The organism is Streptomyces sp. NPDC047061, from assembly GCF_040643955.1.
Taxonomy (GTDB): Bacteria; Actinomycetota; Actinomycetes; order Streptomycetales; family Streptomycetaceae; genus Streptomyces.
In genome coordinates this window covers 177,073-192,283 of sequence record NZ_JBEYVI010000001.1, presented here as the reverse complement: position 1 = coordinate 192,283, position 15,211 = coordinate 177,073, and the positions used below count along the sequence as shown (strand labels likewise).

Genomic DNA, 15,211 nt, shown 5'->3' with positions numbered 1-15,211 from the left:
GGCAGACCCGGGTGGCCGGGGCGGTCTGGCCCGGCCGACCGGTGTGCGGAGCGGACTGTAGGCACCGGCCGGCCGGAACATGGGAGGGGCTACCGGTCTCGGTAGGCGCCCCGGGCGAACTGCACGTAGGGGGCGGGGGCCACGGTGGCGCGGATCTCCACCTGGCGGTGCCGCTCGACGCCCGGCTTCGCCGAGTTGGGGCTCTCACCCCACACCACGGTGACTTCGGTGCCCGGCTCGCTGTGGGCGACATCGACGGTGGCCAGCGAGACCATGGCCCGCTCGTTTGCGATGTAACCGACGTCCATGGAGATGCCAACGAGCTGTCCGTCGACGAGTACCTTGTCGCTCTGGTGCAGGGCGTAGCGGGCCTTGGGGAACTCGATGAACTTGGCCGGCGGTTCGTCGGACTGGTACAGCGACCCGATCGCAGCCGCGACGTCCTGAGGATTCCACACCAGGGTGACCTTGGTGCGGCACGGGTTCTTCGCGATCTCCTCCAGGGCCTCGCGGCCGACGAAATCGTGGTCGAAGGCGACGATGCTGCCGTAGCCGATGTCGTAGGGGGTCACGTAGTAGTCGGTGACGTCTTCGGAGTCCATGGAGCCGCCCAGCGAGCCCATCGCGGTGGTGGGCAGCCACTCGCGGTAACCCTTGAGCTTGTCGCCGGAGAAGACGGCCGGGAACGGAGCCGGCACCCAGGCCGACTCCAGATTGGCGGTGGAGTACGCCTTGGCGCCGGCGCGGACCAGGTCGAACTCCTCCCCGACGGCCAGGATGGCGTCCCGGACCGCCTCGCCCTCCTGCCAGGGACCGAACAGCTCGAAGCCGGGCTGGCCGGCCATGCCGTGCCGCAGGGCGCGGACCTGGTGGCCAGCGATGGTGAAGGTGGTCATGTGGAAGAACTTCACCGCCGGAACGGGGGCGCCGGTCACCTTCTCCAGCAGGGCGACAGCATTGGGGCCTTGGACCTCGTAGCGGTAGACCTTGGGCGGGCCGGCCACGCGGTCGTAAGAGTTGTCGTCGCGCTCGCTCGTGGCGTCGTAGTCACCCGCCTCCAGGTGGTACTGCACCCAGTCCAGCACCATCGGGTGGCCGACCAGGTCGAAGTGGTCCTGCTCCAGGTGGAACAGCACGGCGTCACCGATGAGGTGGCCGTCGTGGTTGACCGCGACGTACTGCTTGGCACGGCCCGGGCCGAAGTTCTTGAAGCTGTTGACGCCGAGGTCCGACAGCAGGCGCAGCGCGTCCGGGCCCTGGAGGTACAGGTCCGTCATGTGGTGCGACTGGTCCAGCAGCGCGACGCTGTCGCGCCAGGCCCGCTGCTCGCTGCGCCAGTTGGTGAACTCCGCCGCGACCGGGAACGTGTGCGGCCTAATCGGGGAGTTGCGCAGCAGCGCCACCGCCCCTCCCGCCCGCTGGATCGCCTGCTCGACGCTCTCCTGGCTCATGCCGCACTCCATCTGTCTACTATGTAGAATGTTCGTCTGCTCCACAGGACGATAGGTCGTGCGTAACGCCGACGCAATAACAGGAGTCGAAATTGTCAACAACCGGGGACCGCGAGTCGCCGCCCGCAACGCAGCCGCCGCCCCGGCAAGCTCCACCACGCTCGCCCCTGACCTGGCTCTTTCCGCTCCTCCGCCAGTCGGGCGCGGGGATCCTGCCGGGCCAGGCGCGAACCCGGCGCGGGCGGACCTCCACCGTCAGCAAGGCCGCGGTCGTCCGTGCGGCGATCGCTACGGCCCTGGCCCTGGCCCTCGGGCTGGCCACCGGCGGCCCCGCCTACGGCGCTCTGGCCGCCATGGGAGCCCTCAATGGCATCACCAGCGACACCGAGACCGGCTACCGCCGACGGATGACCGGCATCGTCGTGCCGCAGGGCGCCTGCGTCGTCGGTCTCACCGTGGGGTCTCTGGTCTACGGCGGTGGATGGCTGACCATCGCCGTCGTCACGTTCATCGCGTTGCTGTCGGGGGCCATCTCCTCGCTCGGCCGCATCGCCTCCGCCTGCGGGCTGCTCCTGCTTCTGAACACCGTGGTCGGCGCGGGCCTGCCCCTGCCCGAGCCCTGGTGGTTGCCTCCGCTGCTGATGACAGGGGGCACGCTCCTGTTCCTGGCCCTTGCCCTGATCGCGTGGCCCCTGCGGCCATGGGCGCCGGAGCGCAGGGCGGTCGCGAACGCCTACCGGGCCGTCGCAACGTTGCTGGCCTCGTGCGCGCAGGGCACGTCGACGCCTTACGAGCAGGCTCGCCGTGCCCTGACGCACGCTCTAAACCAGGCCTATGACCTGCTGCTGGCGCACGGGGAAACACCGCACGGCCGCATCGACGAACAAGGCCGCCTCACGGCACAGTTGAACGCTCTGGCGCCGCTGATCGAGGCCGCTCCCCTGACCCGTCTTAACGACCGCTTCAGGCCCGGCGGCGTTCCCGCGGCGCTGCGCGCTCTAGCCGACATGGTGGAAGCGGGCAGCCCGGCCACCGGCAGGCTGCTGCGAGCCGGTCCGCTCGGCGGTGCGGACCAGAGCGTGCTCGCGGGGCTGCACCATGCAGCCGGTGTCATCGTCGCCACGCAGAACACCGCGCGCACCACAGAGGATGGCATCGCCACTGCCCCGGCGTCCGCGTCCGGCAGCGCCACTCGTCGAGTTCTGGCTGTACCAGGCGCGGCCTGGCGCTACGGCGTGCGGCTGGCCCTGTGCATCGGCCTGGCCCAGGCCGTCATCTCGCTGGTCTCCGTGCCGCGTTCGTACTGGGTGCCGTTGACCGTCACCTTCGTGCTGAAGCCCGACTTCGGTTCGGTCTTCTCCCGGGCGGTCTTGCGCATCGTGGGCACCGTACCGGGGCTGGCGGTGGCAGCTGCGGTCTTTTCAGGAGTTCCGAGGGGCTGGTGGGACGTGCCGGTTGTTCTGGTCCTGGGTGCGCTGGTGCCCGCCCTCACGCCGCTCGGGTACGGCCACCAGACGGCCGCCATCACTCCGTTGATCCTGCTGCTGTCGGACATGCTCAGCCATCAAGGGTCAGCGGCGCTGTGGCCCCGTCTGCTCGACTCCGCGATCGGCTGCGCAATCACCCTGATCGCGGGATACCTGTTGTGGCCGGAGAGCTGGCACACCCGGGTGGGAGCGAAACTGGCGGACACCGTCGAGGACTGCGCCCGCTACCTGGAGCGCTCTTTCACCGGCGCGGCCGGATCTGCCGCGCCGGGGCACCTGCGAAGGAGCCTTTACCGTGATCTTTCGGCTGTGCGGATGGAGTTGGAGCAGGCATTGATCGAGCCTCCACCGACGGGCAGAACAGCCGCGGCGTGGTGGCCGATCCTGGTCTTTGCCGAGCGCGTCGTGGACGTGACGACCGCGATGCGCACCCAGGTCGCACACGGGTGCGCTTCCCCGTGTGCGGACGGCGTGGCCGAGATGGGCCTGCGGATCCGCCGGCTGGCAGTCCAGCTCAGGCAGGCCGCCGTGCCGTCACTGCCACCGGACCTGCCGGGCTTCGATGTGCTGTCGTGCGGGGCGTCGGTAATGGAGCCGCTGCAGAGGGAAGTCGCCGCCATGGAGGGCGTGGTGGCGCGGCACCTGGCCCTGCCGACTGCCGGCTCTGGTGGAACACAGCAGCACTAGAGGCCCGCTCAGTCGTGTCGTCGTGCGTCAGAACTGCACGGGCGGGGTGCCGTGGGTGTGGAACGACTCGATGGTCTTCAGGCCCCAGGCCTGTCCCTTCTTGCGCTCCTGTTCGGTCCAGGTCACCAGCGGCCAGTCAGGCGCCAGCACGAGACGGGTGAGCGGGTTGCACAGTTCGATGCGGTTGCCGCCCGGCTCGTAGACGTAGAGGAAGAACGTCTGCTGGATGGCGTGCTTGTGGGGGCCGGTCTCGATGAACACGCCGGTGTCGATGGCGAGATCAGCCGCGCGCAGGATGTCCTCGCGGGTGTCAGTGGCGAAGGCGATGTGGTGCAGCCGGCCGGCGGAGCCGGTCCAGTCCTCGGTGTAGACGACGTCGTAGGACTTCTGGGTGAAGGTCAGCCACTGCCCCGCGATCCGGCCCGAGTCCAGGCGGATCTGCTCCGTGGCCCGGGCGCCAAGCACCTGGCTCTGGAAGTCGCCGTTGATGGAGACGTCGGAGGCCAGGAAGTTGACGTGGTCCAACCGCCGTACACCCACTCCCTTGTTGGGCTTGGCCTGCGGCTGGTTCTTGAGCGCCGGCCGCAGCTCCTCAGGGGCCTGGTAGTGCACGCTCTCCCAGTACAGGGCGTGCTCGTGACCGTCGGGGTCGGTGGTGACGTAGAGCTTGCCGAGGCCGGGTTCGTCCTCGACCCATTTCCCGGTGCCGCCCGCCTCCTCGTTCGCCTTGACGCGGCGGTGGAGGGCTTCCTCGCTGGAGGTACGCAGGGCGAGTCGACCGAGGCCGGACTGCTCGCGGGCAGTGAGGACCAGACTGTGGTGCTCGTAGTCGTCGAACGTCCGCAGATAGACCGTGTCACCGTCCTGGCCGTTGACTGTGAGGCCCAGATAGTCAGTGAAGAAGGCGACGCTGGCGTCCAGGTCGGGGGTGAACAGCTGCGTGTGGCCGATGTGGGCGATGTCGCCGAGCGGCGGGGTCATGTCGGGTGTCTCCTTAGACAGGGATAGGGTGAATAACCGCAGGTGTCGGGGATGTCGCCTGGCTGCGGAGCGTTTGGATGACGCTGCATAGGTGGGCACGTGCAGCGGCTTCGGCGGCCTGCGGATCCCGGGCCCGAACCGCTTCGATGATGGCCATGTGCTCACGAAGAGACTGGTGTGGACGTCCCGGCAGCAGTGCCAACCGGTACTGGTGCCGCACGAGTTGGGCGTTCAGCCGCTCCAGCACTCGGCCTGCCGACCGCTGCTGGGAGTACGCGACGAGCTGCGCGTGCAGGTTGCGGTTGAGGGCGGAGTAGCTGGTCAGGGCCCCCTCGGTGACTGCGGTGGCCATTTCGTCACTCAGGCCGTTGAGCTCGTCGATCTGGGCATCGGTGGCCAGGAGGGCTGCCTTGGATGCGCACAGTCCCTCCAGTGCCATCCGGCATTCGGCGATGGCGACGGCCTCGTCCAGCGAGATCACCCGCACTCGTGCGCCGCGATGGTGCACGCGCTCGACCAGTCCCTCGGCCGTGAGATCGATCATGGCAGCGCGCACGCTTCCGCGTGTCACACGGAAACGCTCGGCGAACTCCGGCTCGTGCATCCGCTGTCCCGGCACAAGATCGCCTCGCAGAATGGCTTGCCGCAGTTGGTCAAAGGCGTACTTTCTGGCGGACTCTCCGGAGCCCGCAGGGGGTTTCCTCGGCATCGACCCTCGCTCAGTAGATGTGTTCAACCGCGGTCAGGTGCGTGTCCAGCGTGCGGTGAGGGGTCCTGTCGTCGCCGAGTCAGCTGTTCTCGCACGGCGGGTCGGATGTGCCGTCCGGCGCTGCCACGCCTCGGCTGCCACGTCCGGGCCCACTGCTGGATGCGATGGACAGCAGGTGGCGGGCTCTAGCCGGGTTTCCCCACCTCACACTGTGGTCGGATGCCCATGTGATGCCAGCGCCCGTTTCCCAGCGCGCCATGGCGTCGCGGTTGTGCACCGGAAGTCCTCCTGTTCTGCTCGCAGCCACGAAGTGGGCCGGGCCAGCCTGAGCCCCGCGCTGAGGCGCGAGCAGGGCCTCGAAAGGGCTACGGCGCCTGCGGCACGGCGCATTCCTTCCGGGTGGGTGCCAGTGCGGGATGGTGCAGTCGTACGGCTCAGCACTCCAGGCAATCTACTGAGCAGAACAGCGTTCTGTCTAGAAGACATGACGGGTGTGGCAGGAGGGGTGAGTGAGTGCCCTCCGCGGCTGTCACTCGCTACCGGTCGCGGGCTGGACGCCCTGCGCCTTGGCAGACGCGAGCACTCCCTGTCACACAGCTCACCTCTTTTCCCGGGAATGCGAAGAACCTGTCTGAACAGTGGCCATGACGCACATCGGTTCCTCTTTAGAACGGCATCTCGCTCAGAGGACCCGCGCAGCGGTGACCTGAAGAGAGGAGCGGCGGTGTCGCAGGGGTCGTCCTCGGCGCCCGCGCCGAGGCCCGGCTAAGGCGACTGACTCGCTCCACCGAGGCGGCTCCAACAGCGCCGCCCTAGCGATGCCCCGTAAATGATCTCTGGTGCGCTGGGGGACCTGCGTGCTTCTCAGCCACCCGGCGAGGATCAGGTTGTGTAGGCGAGCGATTCCGAGCATCGCGTGGTGGACACCGTCGCCCTCGAAGCGGCAGTGGCGCAGGATTTGCCAGGTCTCCGCTTCGGCCCGGCACCAATACCCGAGTCGCCGTGTACGCCCTCGCCCCGGAGGCGGCGGAGCAGCTCTGGCACACTTCCGAGCGACTCCTGGCCTGACCTCCTCGGTGCTCCGGCCGACGGCGCGCGACGACAGGCGCGGGTGGAGCAGGCGCTACGAACCGCGCGTCCCGCAGCAGGGTCACTGCAGCTGCGGGGCGCGTCCGCGACCGCTACGACCGAAGCACCGCCGTGAGCACCTCTGAGCCGAACTGCTCAATGGTGCGGGGTGGCTTGCCGAGCACCTCTCCGATGGTGTGAGTGCGGGGCGAGAACCCTCGCGCGCGGAAGCTCGCGAACAGTTTGCGCATGCCCGCCACGTAGTAGTCGGGCCACTCCGGCGCCGGCTCGTCGCGGAAGGAGAGCGGTATGTCCGCGGCGCGGCTCAGACGTTCGGCGATCTCTGTGAGAGTGACGCTGTCAGGGCCTGTGATGGTCAGAGTTCCGCCGACGGGCGAGTCGGCCAGGAGTTCGGCGATGGCCACGTCTGCCAGATCACGGGCGTCCACCGCGCTGATGGTCGCGTCACCCGCCGGAAAGAAGATCTCCCCGTTGCGCACATGGTCGATCTGCGCCAGGACGTTGTCGAGCCACCAGTCCGGGCGCAGCAGCGACCACTCCAACGGTGACCGCCGCAGCCGAGCTTCGATCTCGACGTGCGTGGCGGCCGAGGGAACCAGGGGACGTACACCCGCCGCATAGGACGACACCTTGACGACACGTGTCAGTCCGGCGGACTCGGCCGCTTCCACCGCGGCGATCTCGCGGGCCACCTGGTCGGGGTGAAAGGGCGTGGCGATGAAGAGGGCGTCGGTGCCGCGAAGCGCTGGTTCCAGAGTCTCCGGCGCATCGAGGTCCGCTTGAACGATCTCCGCGTCGGAGCAGCTCCTGAGCTGGTCGGCCGACATCGGGGTGCGGGCGATCGCCCGCACCCCGTGGCCGCGCATGCCGGCAAGGACCAGCCGCCCCACCTTTCCGGTGCCGCCTATGACTGCAATCCGCATCGCCGCTCCTAGACTTACGATCGTTTGTTTCTTTCGCTTGAAACGTTGGCACAGATCAGGCGAGTCATGATGGTAACGAGCAAACGCATGTTTGTACTAGCCTTGGTAGGTGCCCGTCAGTCGGTCGCCGCGTCCGCCCTGTACTGCGCCGGATTGACCCCGAACCGCCGCCGGAAGGCGCGCGTGAACGTCGTGGCGTCAGCGAATCCGGCCTGTCCGGCGATGACGGCCACACCCACTCCCCGGCGGCGCGGATCGGTCAGCGCTCGGCGGGCGCTCTCCAGCCGCTGATCGCGGATGTAGGCCGCGGGCGTGGTGCCCGAGTCGTGGAACAGGGCGGTGGTGAAGCGCACCGAGACACCGAACCGCGCGGCGAGCGTCGCCGGTGCGAGTCCTGGTTCGGCGAGGTTGTCCCGGACACACTGCTGCATGCTCCGGAGCATGGCGCGGCGCCCGGCGACCGCCCGTTCCGGCGCACCGTCGGCACTGCGCAGCGCCGTCGTCAGCAGATCGCCTGCCGTGTGGCCCAACTCGGCCAGCAGCAAGGGGTCCTCGGTCTGGCCGGCCACTGCCGCGACCTCTTTGAGGAACACCGACAACACTCGCAGCGCGGGCAGTGCCGAGGGCAGCGCGCGGATGAACATCCCGGACGGGTCGTGTCCACGGTTGCCGAGCATGTCGTGGGAGACCTTCAGCACCACCTGGTCGATGGCTGCGGGAAACCACCAGCGGTACGGGCGGGACATGTCCACCAGTACCGCGTCCCCGGGGTGGATCCGCGCCATCTCGTCCGACTGCTCGACGACGCCCGCCCCTCCCCCGCCGTGCACCACGAGCATGTAGTAGTCGTCCCGGACGCTGTTGGCGACGTGCCGGGACGAGCGAACGACGTCCATGGGCTGGGAGTTCACCCGGATCACCGCCGAATCGGCGGTCAATGCCGACTCGTCCAGCCGCCCCTTGAAGTCCAGTGCCACGTGGTCGATTCCGCAGGGGACGAAGCTTTCGCTGCAGAGCTGCGCCCATTCCTCTGCGCTGGCGGCGGTGAGGGTGCTCATCCCGTCAGGATGAGCACCCTTCGTTTCCTTCGGATGTACTGCGTTTTCCACCGCTGTTTCACCAGGCGGGAAACCGTCACGCCGGATCCGCCAGCACCGCGCCGGAAACGGGCGCGGCTCCGGAGAGGTTCAGCAGCCGGCCCGGGTCCAGCGCGATCGCGTCGCGCTCCGCAGCGAGGTCGGCCCTGCGCATCAGCAGCCAGTAGCACAGGGACGAGACCGGGAGGCCGATCAGCGGGGAGATGTCGGCGCCGTCGAGGGCGTGCGCGACCGGCCCCGTGAACAACGTGGTGGAGAAGAACGGCACCATGGCCGCGAGGCCGACGGCGTAGGAGAGAAGGCCCCGGCCTCCCCAGCGGCCGTAAACGCCTCCGTCGGGCGCGAGGATCTCGGCGATCGCGTACGAACTGTGCCGGACCACGTAGAAGTCGATCAGGTTCACCGCGGTCCACGGGATGAGCAGATACGACAGCAGGGCAAGGAAACCGGAGAAGCTGCCGAGGTAGTGGTCCGGGATGGAGGCGGTGGCGAGGTAGGTCAGTACCGCCAGAATCGCGAGCATGACCACGCGGGAGCGGGCCGAGGCTCGGATGGGCCGGAACGCGTCCACCGCGCTCAGTGCGTTGATCGCGGCACTGTAGAAGGTCGCCGGCAGGACGCCGAGCATCGACACCACGGTGACGGCGAGGGTGATCCAGCCCAGCCCGCTGATGAAGGCGTCGCCGTAGTGCCTGATCGCGCCCACCGTGTCGAGGTTCGGCAGCGCCGTCGTCACCGTGGCGCCCAGCATCTCAAGCCAGGTGGCAGAGGTGAGCGAGCCCAGGAACACCATTCCGATGATCTTTTTCGTCCCCGTCTTGCGCGGCAGATAGCGGGTGAAGTCGGAGACCATCGGGGCAATGGCGATCTGGTACGCCGCCGAGGCGCCGAACTGCGCCAGGAACGCTGTCCACTGGAACCCTCCGGCGCCCAGCAGGCTCGACATGTCGGCCTGGGTGAGCACGGCCACCGTCACCAGCACGAAGCAGACGAGGACCACAATCGACAGCCACCGTTGGATGCGGTGCACCAGGTCGTGGCCGACGATGGCGACGATCGCGGCGGCGGCGCAGATCAGCGGTTCGTAGAGGCCGTTGTGGGGGCTGGTGATCCCGGACAGGGAGTCTGCGCCGAGGATGATGTAGAAGACCCCGAAGCCGCACTGGATGAAGACAACCACCGCCAGCGGGATCACCAGGCCGCGGCTGCCGAACTGAACCCGCGACTGGATCATCTGGGGCAGCCCCAGCTGGGGCCCTTGGGCCGCGTGGAACGCGGTGAAGAACGTACCGAAGAGGCCACCGACGAGGATCGCGATCAGGCACCAGCCGAGGCTCAGCCCCAGGGCGGCTCCGACCACACCGGTGAGGGCCGTGGTGACATTGGCGTTGATCATGAACCAGAAGGGCGCCTGCTGCCAGACGGTGCCGTGGCGTTCGGATTCCGGGATGTAGTCCGTGGAGTGGGCTTCGACGCGTACGCGGCCGGCATCCGGCCCGCTGTGGTGCTGTTCGTGCATGGCGCGGTCTCCGAGGGGAGCTGGGAACGGGGACGTCGGCCGAGGGGGAGGCCGGAGAGTGCAGCCGCCGGCGGGTCCGGCGGCGTGGGTCAGGGGAGGTGCACGTCTGTGGTGGTGCCGGGGTACGCGATGACGGTGTCCCAGTCGATGAAGAGGCCGGTGTCCTCGTTGACGGCGAGGCCCTCGGGGGACGCCCACGCAGCCTCCGCGGCTTCGTCGCTGGTGAAGACGTACACCGAGATGGCGTCGTAGTCGCAGGGCTGGCCCTGCCACTGGTAGTCCTGGCGCAGCAGGGTCTGCCGGTATTCAACGAGACCCGGGAGCTTGCGAGCCAGTGGAGCGTGGATGTTCCGGTAGTGCTCGGCGAACTGCTCGCGGGTCAGGCCCGGCTTGCGCTTGGTCGCGAAGACGATGGTGTGCATGGTCGGGGCTCCTCGATCCGCTCAGTCCGGCAGGATGGCTGTGACACGGATCTCGACCCGCATCTTCGGGTCGCCGAGAGCCGGGACACCGATGCAGGTCCAGATGGGCGCCTGGTCGGGCATGTAGTGCCGGAACCGCTCGGTCACCGCCTGGACCGCGTCCCCGTCGATGTCCACGTGGTACGAGTTCACGTGGATCACGTGCTCCCAGCGCGCGCCGGCCAGCGCCAGGGTCCGCTCGACGTTGACGAATGCCTGCGCGATCTCTTCGACGAGGGCCTCGGGGAACTCCCAGTCGTCGCTCCAGCCGCCCTGACCGGAGATCTCCACCCGGTTGCCGACCTTGACGGCCTGCGAATAGTGGAACAGCTCCAGATTGCGGTCGCCGTAGCCGGGAGTGACGAAGAATTCGGGCTTGCTCATGACGTGCTCCTGATCGCGGATACCAAGGGGGACGGGAGACGTGACCTGCGGCCACCCGCACCGTAGGGGCGGAGGCCTTGGTGCGGTCGGCGTTCCCGGCACGCTTCGGTCGGCGTTCTCGGCATGACTTCAATGCCAGACAAACGAACGTACGTAAGTTTTGCTAGTCGGAAGCTATGCGCGCATCGCGGGCCCGTCAACCCTTCGCGCAGCACCCGCGGACCCGAGTCCACTCCCCTGACCAGCACAGGAGGCGAATTGGAGGAATCACGCAGACATACCCATTGACGACGGCCTTCACCACCCCCACACTGCTCTCCACGCGAGACGAACAATCGCTCGCACGTTTCGCTGATCCGCCGGCTCACGCAGTCGAGGCGGTGACGACCTGGAGGGGCCATGTCTCCCCGACCTCCCGCGCCGATGCGCCACGAACCCCCGCCCGACGTGGCCGGTCCCCCTACGGGACTGGTCATCGAGTGCCTGTCCAAGACCTTCACCGGAGTTCGCGCACTCGACGACGTGTCCGTGGAATTCCCCCGTGGGCAGATCACCGCCTTGCTGGGCCAGAACGGCTCTGGAAAATCCACCTTGATCAAGATCCTCGCGGGCTTCTACGCTCCCGATCCCGGCGGTCGGATCACCGTCGGCGGCGCCGAACTCAGGCTTCCTGTGCATCCGCACGCGGCGCACGCGGCAGGGCTGCGGTTCCTTCACCAGGACCTTGGGCTCGTCGAGGACCTTTCCGTCGCCGACAACTTCGCCTTCACCGCGGGCTTCCGCTCCTCCTTGCTCGGCCGGATTCCGCAACGCCGTCTCGACCGCAAGGTGGCCGAGATGCTGGACCAGTTCGAGATCGACGTCTCACCGCGTACGAACGTCGGACGGCTCACCCCGACCGAGCGCACGATGATCGCCATCGCCCGCGCCTTCGCCGACGAGGACGAGACGGGGCGGGTACGCACCAACGTCCTGATCCTCGACGAGCCGACGGCCGCGCTTCCCGCCTCCGAGGTGGACCGCGTCTTCCGGGCACTGGACCGGGTCCGGGCGGCCGACGGCACGGTGATCTTCGTGAGCCACCGCATCGACGAGGTACAGCGGATCGCCGACCGGCTGGTGGTGCTGCGAGACGGCCGACTGGTGGAGAGCACCGACGCCGAGGGCCTGACCGCCGAAAGCATCGTCACCATGATCGTGGGAAAGGGAGTCGAGCGCTCCTACCCCGCCCGGCTGCGCGCACCCGGCGACGTGGTCGTCGCCGGACGGCAGGTATCCGGTCCCCGGCTGCAGGGGGTCGACTTCGAGCTGCGGGCGGGCGAGGTCCTGGGTGTCACCGGGCTGCTCGGATGCGGTCGCAGCGAGCTTCTGCGCATGGTGGCCGGCGCACAGACCCCGCACTCCGGCCAGTTGCTCCTGGACGGTCGGGAAGTCCACCACCGCACACCGCGTGACGCGGTCGGCGCCGGGGTGGCCCTGGTCCCGCAGGAACGCCGGGCCCATGGCTGCGTCCCCGCGATGAGCGTGCAGGAGAACATCACGCTGCCCGGCCTGCGGTCCTTCTGGCGTGGCGGGCGACTGCACCGCGAACAGGAACAGGCAGTGGCCTGGGAGGCCATCGAGGATCTGGACATCCGCCCCCGGGACCCTGCCCGACCGATCGCCCTGCTGTCGGGCGGCAATCAGCAGAAGGCCGTGCTGGCCAAGTGGATCCGGCTACGTCCTCGGGTCCTTGTCCTCGACGAGCCGACCCAGGGCGTCGACATCGGCGCCAAGCACGAGATCGGGCAGATCATCCGCCGTCTGGCCGACGAGGGCGTCGCGGTGCTCGTCGGCTCCAGTGACTTCGAGGAGCTGGTTCCGCTGTGCGACCGCGCCCTGGTCCTCAGCAGGGGCCGGCTGATCGCGGACGTGCCCCGCGAGCAACTAGGCGAAGAGCGTCTCACTCTTCTGTCCACGGGCTCGAAAGGGGCCGCAGCATGACCACACAGAAATCCCGGTCCGCGACGACCGACGTGGAGCGAGTGCTCGAGAGCGTCGGCGTCAAAGCGTCCCACAAGGCCAAGGTGTCGCCGGAAGCGGGCGGCCGAGCCAGCCGGCTCGGCAACTACGGCGTCGTGTTCTTCCTCGTGGTGCTGGTGGTCGGGTTCAGCATCGCGCAACCTGCGCGTTTCCCGACCCTGACCAACGCCCAGACCATGCTCAGCGACATGGCGATCCCCGCGATGCTCGCCCTCGCCGTCACTCTTCCCCTCAGCGTCGGGGAGTTCGACCTGTCCGTCGGGGCGACCCTGGGGTTCAACTCCATCCTGGTCGCCTACCTCACCTCGCATGGCACCCCGGTGCTGATCGCTGTGCTCGCCGCGCTGGTGACGGGTTGTCTGATCGGCGCGGTCAACGCGCTGCTCGTCGTGGGCATCGGCGTCAACGCCTTCATCGCCACCCTGGGCACGGCGACCGTGCTCGCCGGACTGAACCTCCTGGTCTCGGGTGGGGCGACGATATTCGAAGGCATTCCGGGCTCGCTCAAGTCCATTGCCCAGACCGAGGTCGCCGGGCTCACGCTCCCGGTCTTCTACTGCGCGGCGATCGCCGTACTGCTGTGGTATCTGCTGGAACACACGCCGTACGGCCGTTTCCTGCGCGCCACCGGACTCGGCCGGGAGGCCGCCCGACTGTCCGGCGTGTCCACCCGGCGCATGCTCGCCTCCTCGTTCGTCGTCGCCGGAGCGCTCGCCGGGTTGTGCGGAATGCTCCAGACCGCGCGGATCGGCTCCGCGACCGCCTCCACCGGGCCCGAATTCCTGCTGCCCGCCTACGCCGCCGCCTTCCTGGGCTCCACAACCATCAAGCGCGGCAAGTTCAACGTCTGGGGAACCGTCGTCGGAGTGCTGCTGCTGTCCGTCGGCATCACCGGCCTGACCTTCGCCGGCGCTCCCTTCTGGATCCCCAACGTCTTCAACGGCACCGCCCTGATCCTGGCGGTCTCGATCACCGTCCTCGTCACACGGCGCACGGCAGACCGTCGCTAGAACCGCCCGGAACGGAGAATTTGCATGTTCAGGAACCACAGAGGCCGCGCCCGTGCCCGGCTGACCCTGGCCGCGACCGCCCTCGCCCTGGCGCTCGGCGCGACAGCCTGCTCCAACACCACGGACGACGCATCCGTCGCAGCGGGCGGCTCGGTGGACACCGCCAAGCTCCAGAAGATCGTCGACGCTGCCATGAAGGCACCGACCTGGCAGGGACCGACCTCCTCCCCCAAGCCCGCCAAGGGCAAGTTCGTCATCGACATCCCCTGTGCCCAGGCGGCGGTCGGTTGCTCCCGCCCCGGCGACTCCTTCCTGGCCGCGGCCAAGGAACTCGGCTGGCGCACCCAGATGATCGACCCAGCCGGCGATCCGCAGAAGCTCCAGGCCGCGTTCCAGCAGGCCGTACAGCTCGGCGCCGACGGGATCTTCGCGCCAGGGGCGTCGAAGACGCAGGTCGGCAGCCTGCTGCCGAAACTGCGCAAGGCCGGCATCAAGCTGATCACCATGGCCGGCGAGCTGGACAAGCCGAGTGCCACCACGTGGGACGCCACGATGCAGAACGACTACGCGCCGTTCGCGAAGGTGCTGGCGGCCTACGTCGCGCTGAAGGATCCCAAGGCCAAGGTCCTGGTGGTCAACGACTCGGAGTATCCGCAGGTCAACAGCGGATTCCAGGCGTTCAAGAAGGCCCTCGCCGCGTACTGCCCGACCTGCTCGGTGGGCGCGACGCTGGACTTCTCCATCGTGGACCTTCAGACGACGTTCCCCCAGAAGGTGAAGGCCTCGCTCCAGTCACATCCGGATGTGACCTGGGTCTACGCCCCCTATGACTTCGCCGGCGTCCAGATCAACCAGGCGATCCTTCAAGCCGGGCTGGTCGGGAAGGTGAAGACGGTAGGCACCGACGGAAACCCGCAGAACCTCCAGGCGCTCGCCGAGGGACAGGGCCAGACGGCGAGCTACGCCCGTTCCAATGAGTGGGTCGGGTATGCCGCGGCCGACCAGATGAACCGGCTGTTCAACGGGGAGAAGATCTGGGGCACGGACGGGTTCGGCGGCGAGAATTACGGCATCCAGCTGTTCGACAAGTCCAACCTTCCGTCCGACACGAAGACCGTCTGGTCCGGTGGCTACGACTTCCGCAACCGCTATCGCGAGCTGTGGGGTCTCCCGAAGAGCTGACGTCCCCACGGACTCCGCGCCGGATCTTGCCTCCCGCCGATGAGTACTGCCCGGCCGAGTCCACTTCGGCCGGGCAGTACCCGTCTCAGGGTTCATGGTGATGTCGCCCAGCGAGTGCCGGTGAACTACCTGCGACAGCAGGTGACTTGCCCGATCCACTGCATGAACTCGGGCGCGTCCTGGTTGTCCCCGCGGCCGCCGTCCCAGTA

Annotated in this window: 12 protein-coding genes and 1 pseudogene; 4 read left to right on the top strand and 9 right to left on the bottom strand. The window is 68.2% G+C overall.

Annotated features, from left to right (window positions below; genetic code table 11):
- Positions 1 to 89: 89 nt before the first annotated feature.
- Positions 90 to 1,451, bottom strand: a complete 1,362-nt coding sequence (locus ABZ887_RS00850) for an aminomethyl transferase family protein (RefSeq protein ID WP_361281401.1) — start codon at positions 1,449 to 1,451, stop codon at positions 90 to 92.
- Between the two features lie 92 nt (positions 1,452 to 1,543).
- On the opposite strand from ABZ887_RS00850, the gene ABZ887_RS00845 reads away from it, so the two are divergent.
- Positions 1,544 to 3,625, top strand: coding sequence for an FUSC family protein (locus ABZ887_RS00845; RefSeq protein WP_361281398.1), 2,082 nt, complete (start codon positions 1,544 to 1,546; stop codon positions 3,623 to 3,625).
- 27 nt (positions 3,626 to 3,652) lie between these two features.
- Here ABZ887_RS00845 and ABZ887_RS00840 read toward each other — a convergent pair whose 3' ends face one another.
- From ABZ887_RS00840 to ABZ887_RS00805, 8 genes and pseudogenes are all read right to left on the bottom strand, one after another.
- On the bottom strand, positions 3,653 to 4,606 hold the full coding sequence (locus ABZ887_RS00840) for a VOC family protein (RefSeq protein WP_361281396.1): 954 nt from the start codon (positions 4,604 to 4,606) through the stop codon (positions 3,653 to 3,655).
- A gap of 13 nt (positions 4,607 to 4,619) precedes the next feature.
- Positions 4,620 to 5,315, bottom strand: a complete 696-nt coding sequence (locus ABZ887_RS00835) for a GntR family transcriptional regulator (RefSeq protein ID WP_361281393.1) — start codon at positions 5,313 to 5,315, stop codon at positions 4,620 to 4,622.
- Between the two features lie 871 nt (positions 5,316 to 6,186).
- A pseudogene (locus tag ABZ887_RS00830) lies at positions 6,187 to 6,282 on the bottom strand (IS5/IS1182 family transposase); the annotation flags it as partial.
- 214 nt (positions 6,283 to 6,496) lie between these two features.
- Positions 6,497 to 7,327, bottom strand: a complete 831-nt coding sequence (locus tag ABZ887_RS00825) for an NAD(P)H-binding protein (RefSeq protein ID WP_361281391.1) — start codon at positions 7,325 to 7,327, stop codon at positions 6,497 to 6,499.
- Positions 7,328 to 7,443: 116 nt separating this feature from the next.
- Positions 7,444 to 8,385, bottom strand: coding sequence for a helix-turn-helix domain-containing protein (locus ABZ887_RS00820; RefSeq protein ID WP_361281389.1), 942 nt, complete (start codon positions 8,383 to 8,385; stop codon positions 7,444 to 7,446).
- A gap of 76 nt (positions 8,386 to 8,461) precedes the next feature.
- Positions 8,462 to 9,943, bottom strand: a complete 1,482-nt coding sequence (locus ABZ887_RS00815; RefSeq protein WP_361281387.1) for a cytosine permease — start codon at positions 9,941 to 9,943, stop codon at positions 8,462 to 8,464.
- Between the two features lie 89 nt (positions 9,944 to 10,032).
- Positions 10,033 to 10,365, bottom strand: coding sequence for an EthD domain-containing protein (locus tag ABZ887_RS00810; RefSeq protein ID WP_361281385.1), 333 nt, complete (start codon positions 10,363 to 10,365; stop codon positions 10,033 to 10,035).
- Between the two features lie 21 nt (positions 10,366 to 10,386).
- Positions 10,387 to 10,788 carry a RidA family protein gene (locus ABZ887_RS00805; RefSeq protein ID WP_361281383.1) on the bottom strand — a complete coding sequence of 134 codons (402 nt, stop codon included), beginning with the start codon at positions 10,786 to 10,788 and terminating at the stop codon, positions 10,387 to 10,389.
- 399 nt (positions 10,789 to 11,187) lie between these two features.
- Between ABZ887_RS00805 and ABZ887_RS00800 the strand changes: the two genes are divergently transcribed.
- The 3 genes from ABZ887_RS00800 to ABZ887_RS00790 are packed head-to-tail and all read left to right on the top strand — an operon-like array spanning position 11,188 to position 15,002.
- Positions 11,188 to 12,771, top strand: a complete 1,584-nt coding sequence (locus ABZ887_RS00800; protein WP_361281380.1) for a sugar ABC transporter ATP-binding protein — start codon at positions 11,188 to 11,190, stop codon at positions 12,769 to 12,771.
- Positions 12,768 to 13,820 carry an ABC transporter permease gene (locus tag ABZ887_RS00795; RefSeq protein WP_361281378.1) on the top strand — a complete coding sequence of 351 codons (1,053 nt, stop codon included), beginning with the start codon at positions 12,768 to 12,770 and terminating at the stop codon, positions 13,818 to 13,820. The genes ABZ887_RS00800 and ABZ887_RS00795 overlap by 4 nt, the downstream gene beginning before the upstream one ends.
- A 24-nt stretch (positions 13,821 to 13,844) precedes the next feature.
- Positions 13,845 to 15,002 (top strand): sugar ABC transporter substrate-binding protein, encoded by a 1,158-nt coding sequence (locus ABZ887_RS00790; protein WP_361281375.1) that lies wholly within the window; start codon positions 13,845 to 13,847, stop codon positions 15,000 to 15,002.
- Positions 15,003 to 15,211: the final 209 nt, after the last annotated feature.

Bases quoted from the DNA above. Each gene is read 5' to 3' on its own strand.
- ABZ887_RS00850 (WP_361281401.1), bottom strand. From the start codon at position 1,451: ATGAGCCAGGAGAGCGTCGAGCAGGCGATCCAGCGGGCGGGAGGGGCG.
- ABZ887_RS00840 (WP_361281396.1), bottom strand. From the start codon at position 4,606: ATGACCCCGCCGCTCGGCGACATCGCCCACATCGGCCACACGCAGCTG.
- ABZ887_RS00835 (WP_361281393.1), bottom strand. From the start codon at position 5,315: ATGCCGAGGAAACCCCCTGCGGGCTCCGGAGAGTCCGCCAGAAAGTAC.
- ABZ887_RS00825 (WP_361281391.1), bottom strand. From the start codon at position 7,327: ATGCGGATTGCAGTCATAGGCGGCACCGGAAAGGTGGGGCGGCTGGTC.
- ABZ887_RS00820 (WP_361281389.1), bottom strand. From the start codon at position 8,385: ATGAGCACCCTCACCGCCGCCAGCGCAGAGGAATGGGCGCAGCTCTGC.
- ABZ887_RS00815 (WP_361281387.1), bottom strand. From the start codon at position 9,943: ATGCACGAACAGCACCACAGCGGGCCGGATGCCGGCCGCGTACGCGTC.
- ABZ887_RS00810 (WP_361281385.1), bottom strand. From the start codon at position 10,365: ATGCACACCATCGTCTTCGCGACCAAGCGCAAGCCGGGCCTGACCCGC.
- ABZ887_RS00805 (WP_361281383.1), bottom strand. From the start codon at position 10,788: ATGAGCAAGCCCGAATTCTTCGTCACTCCCGGCTACGGCGACCGCAAT.
- ABZ887_RS00800 (WP_361281380.1), top strand. From the start codon at position 11,188: ATGTCTCCCCGACCTCCCGCGCCGATGCGCCACGAACCCCCGCCCGAC.
- ABZ887_RS00795 (WP_361281378.1), top strand. From the start codon at position 12,768: ATGACCACACAGAAATCCCGGTCCGCGACGACCGACGTGGAGCGAGTG.
- ABZ887_RS00790 (WP_361281375.1), top strand. From the start codon at position 13,845: ATGTTCAGGAACCACAGAGGCCGCGCCCGTGCCCGGCTGACCCTGGCC.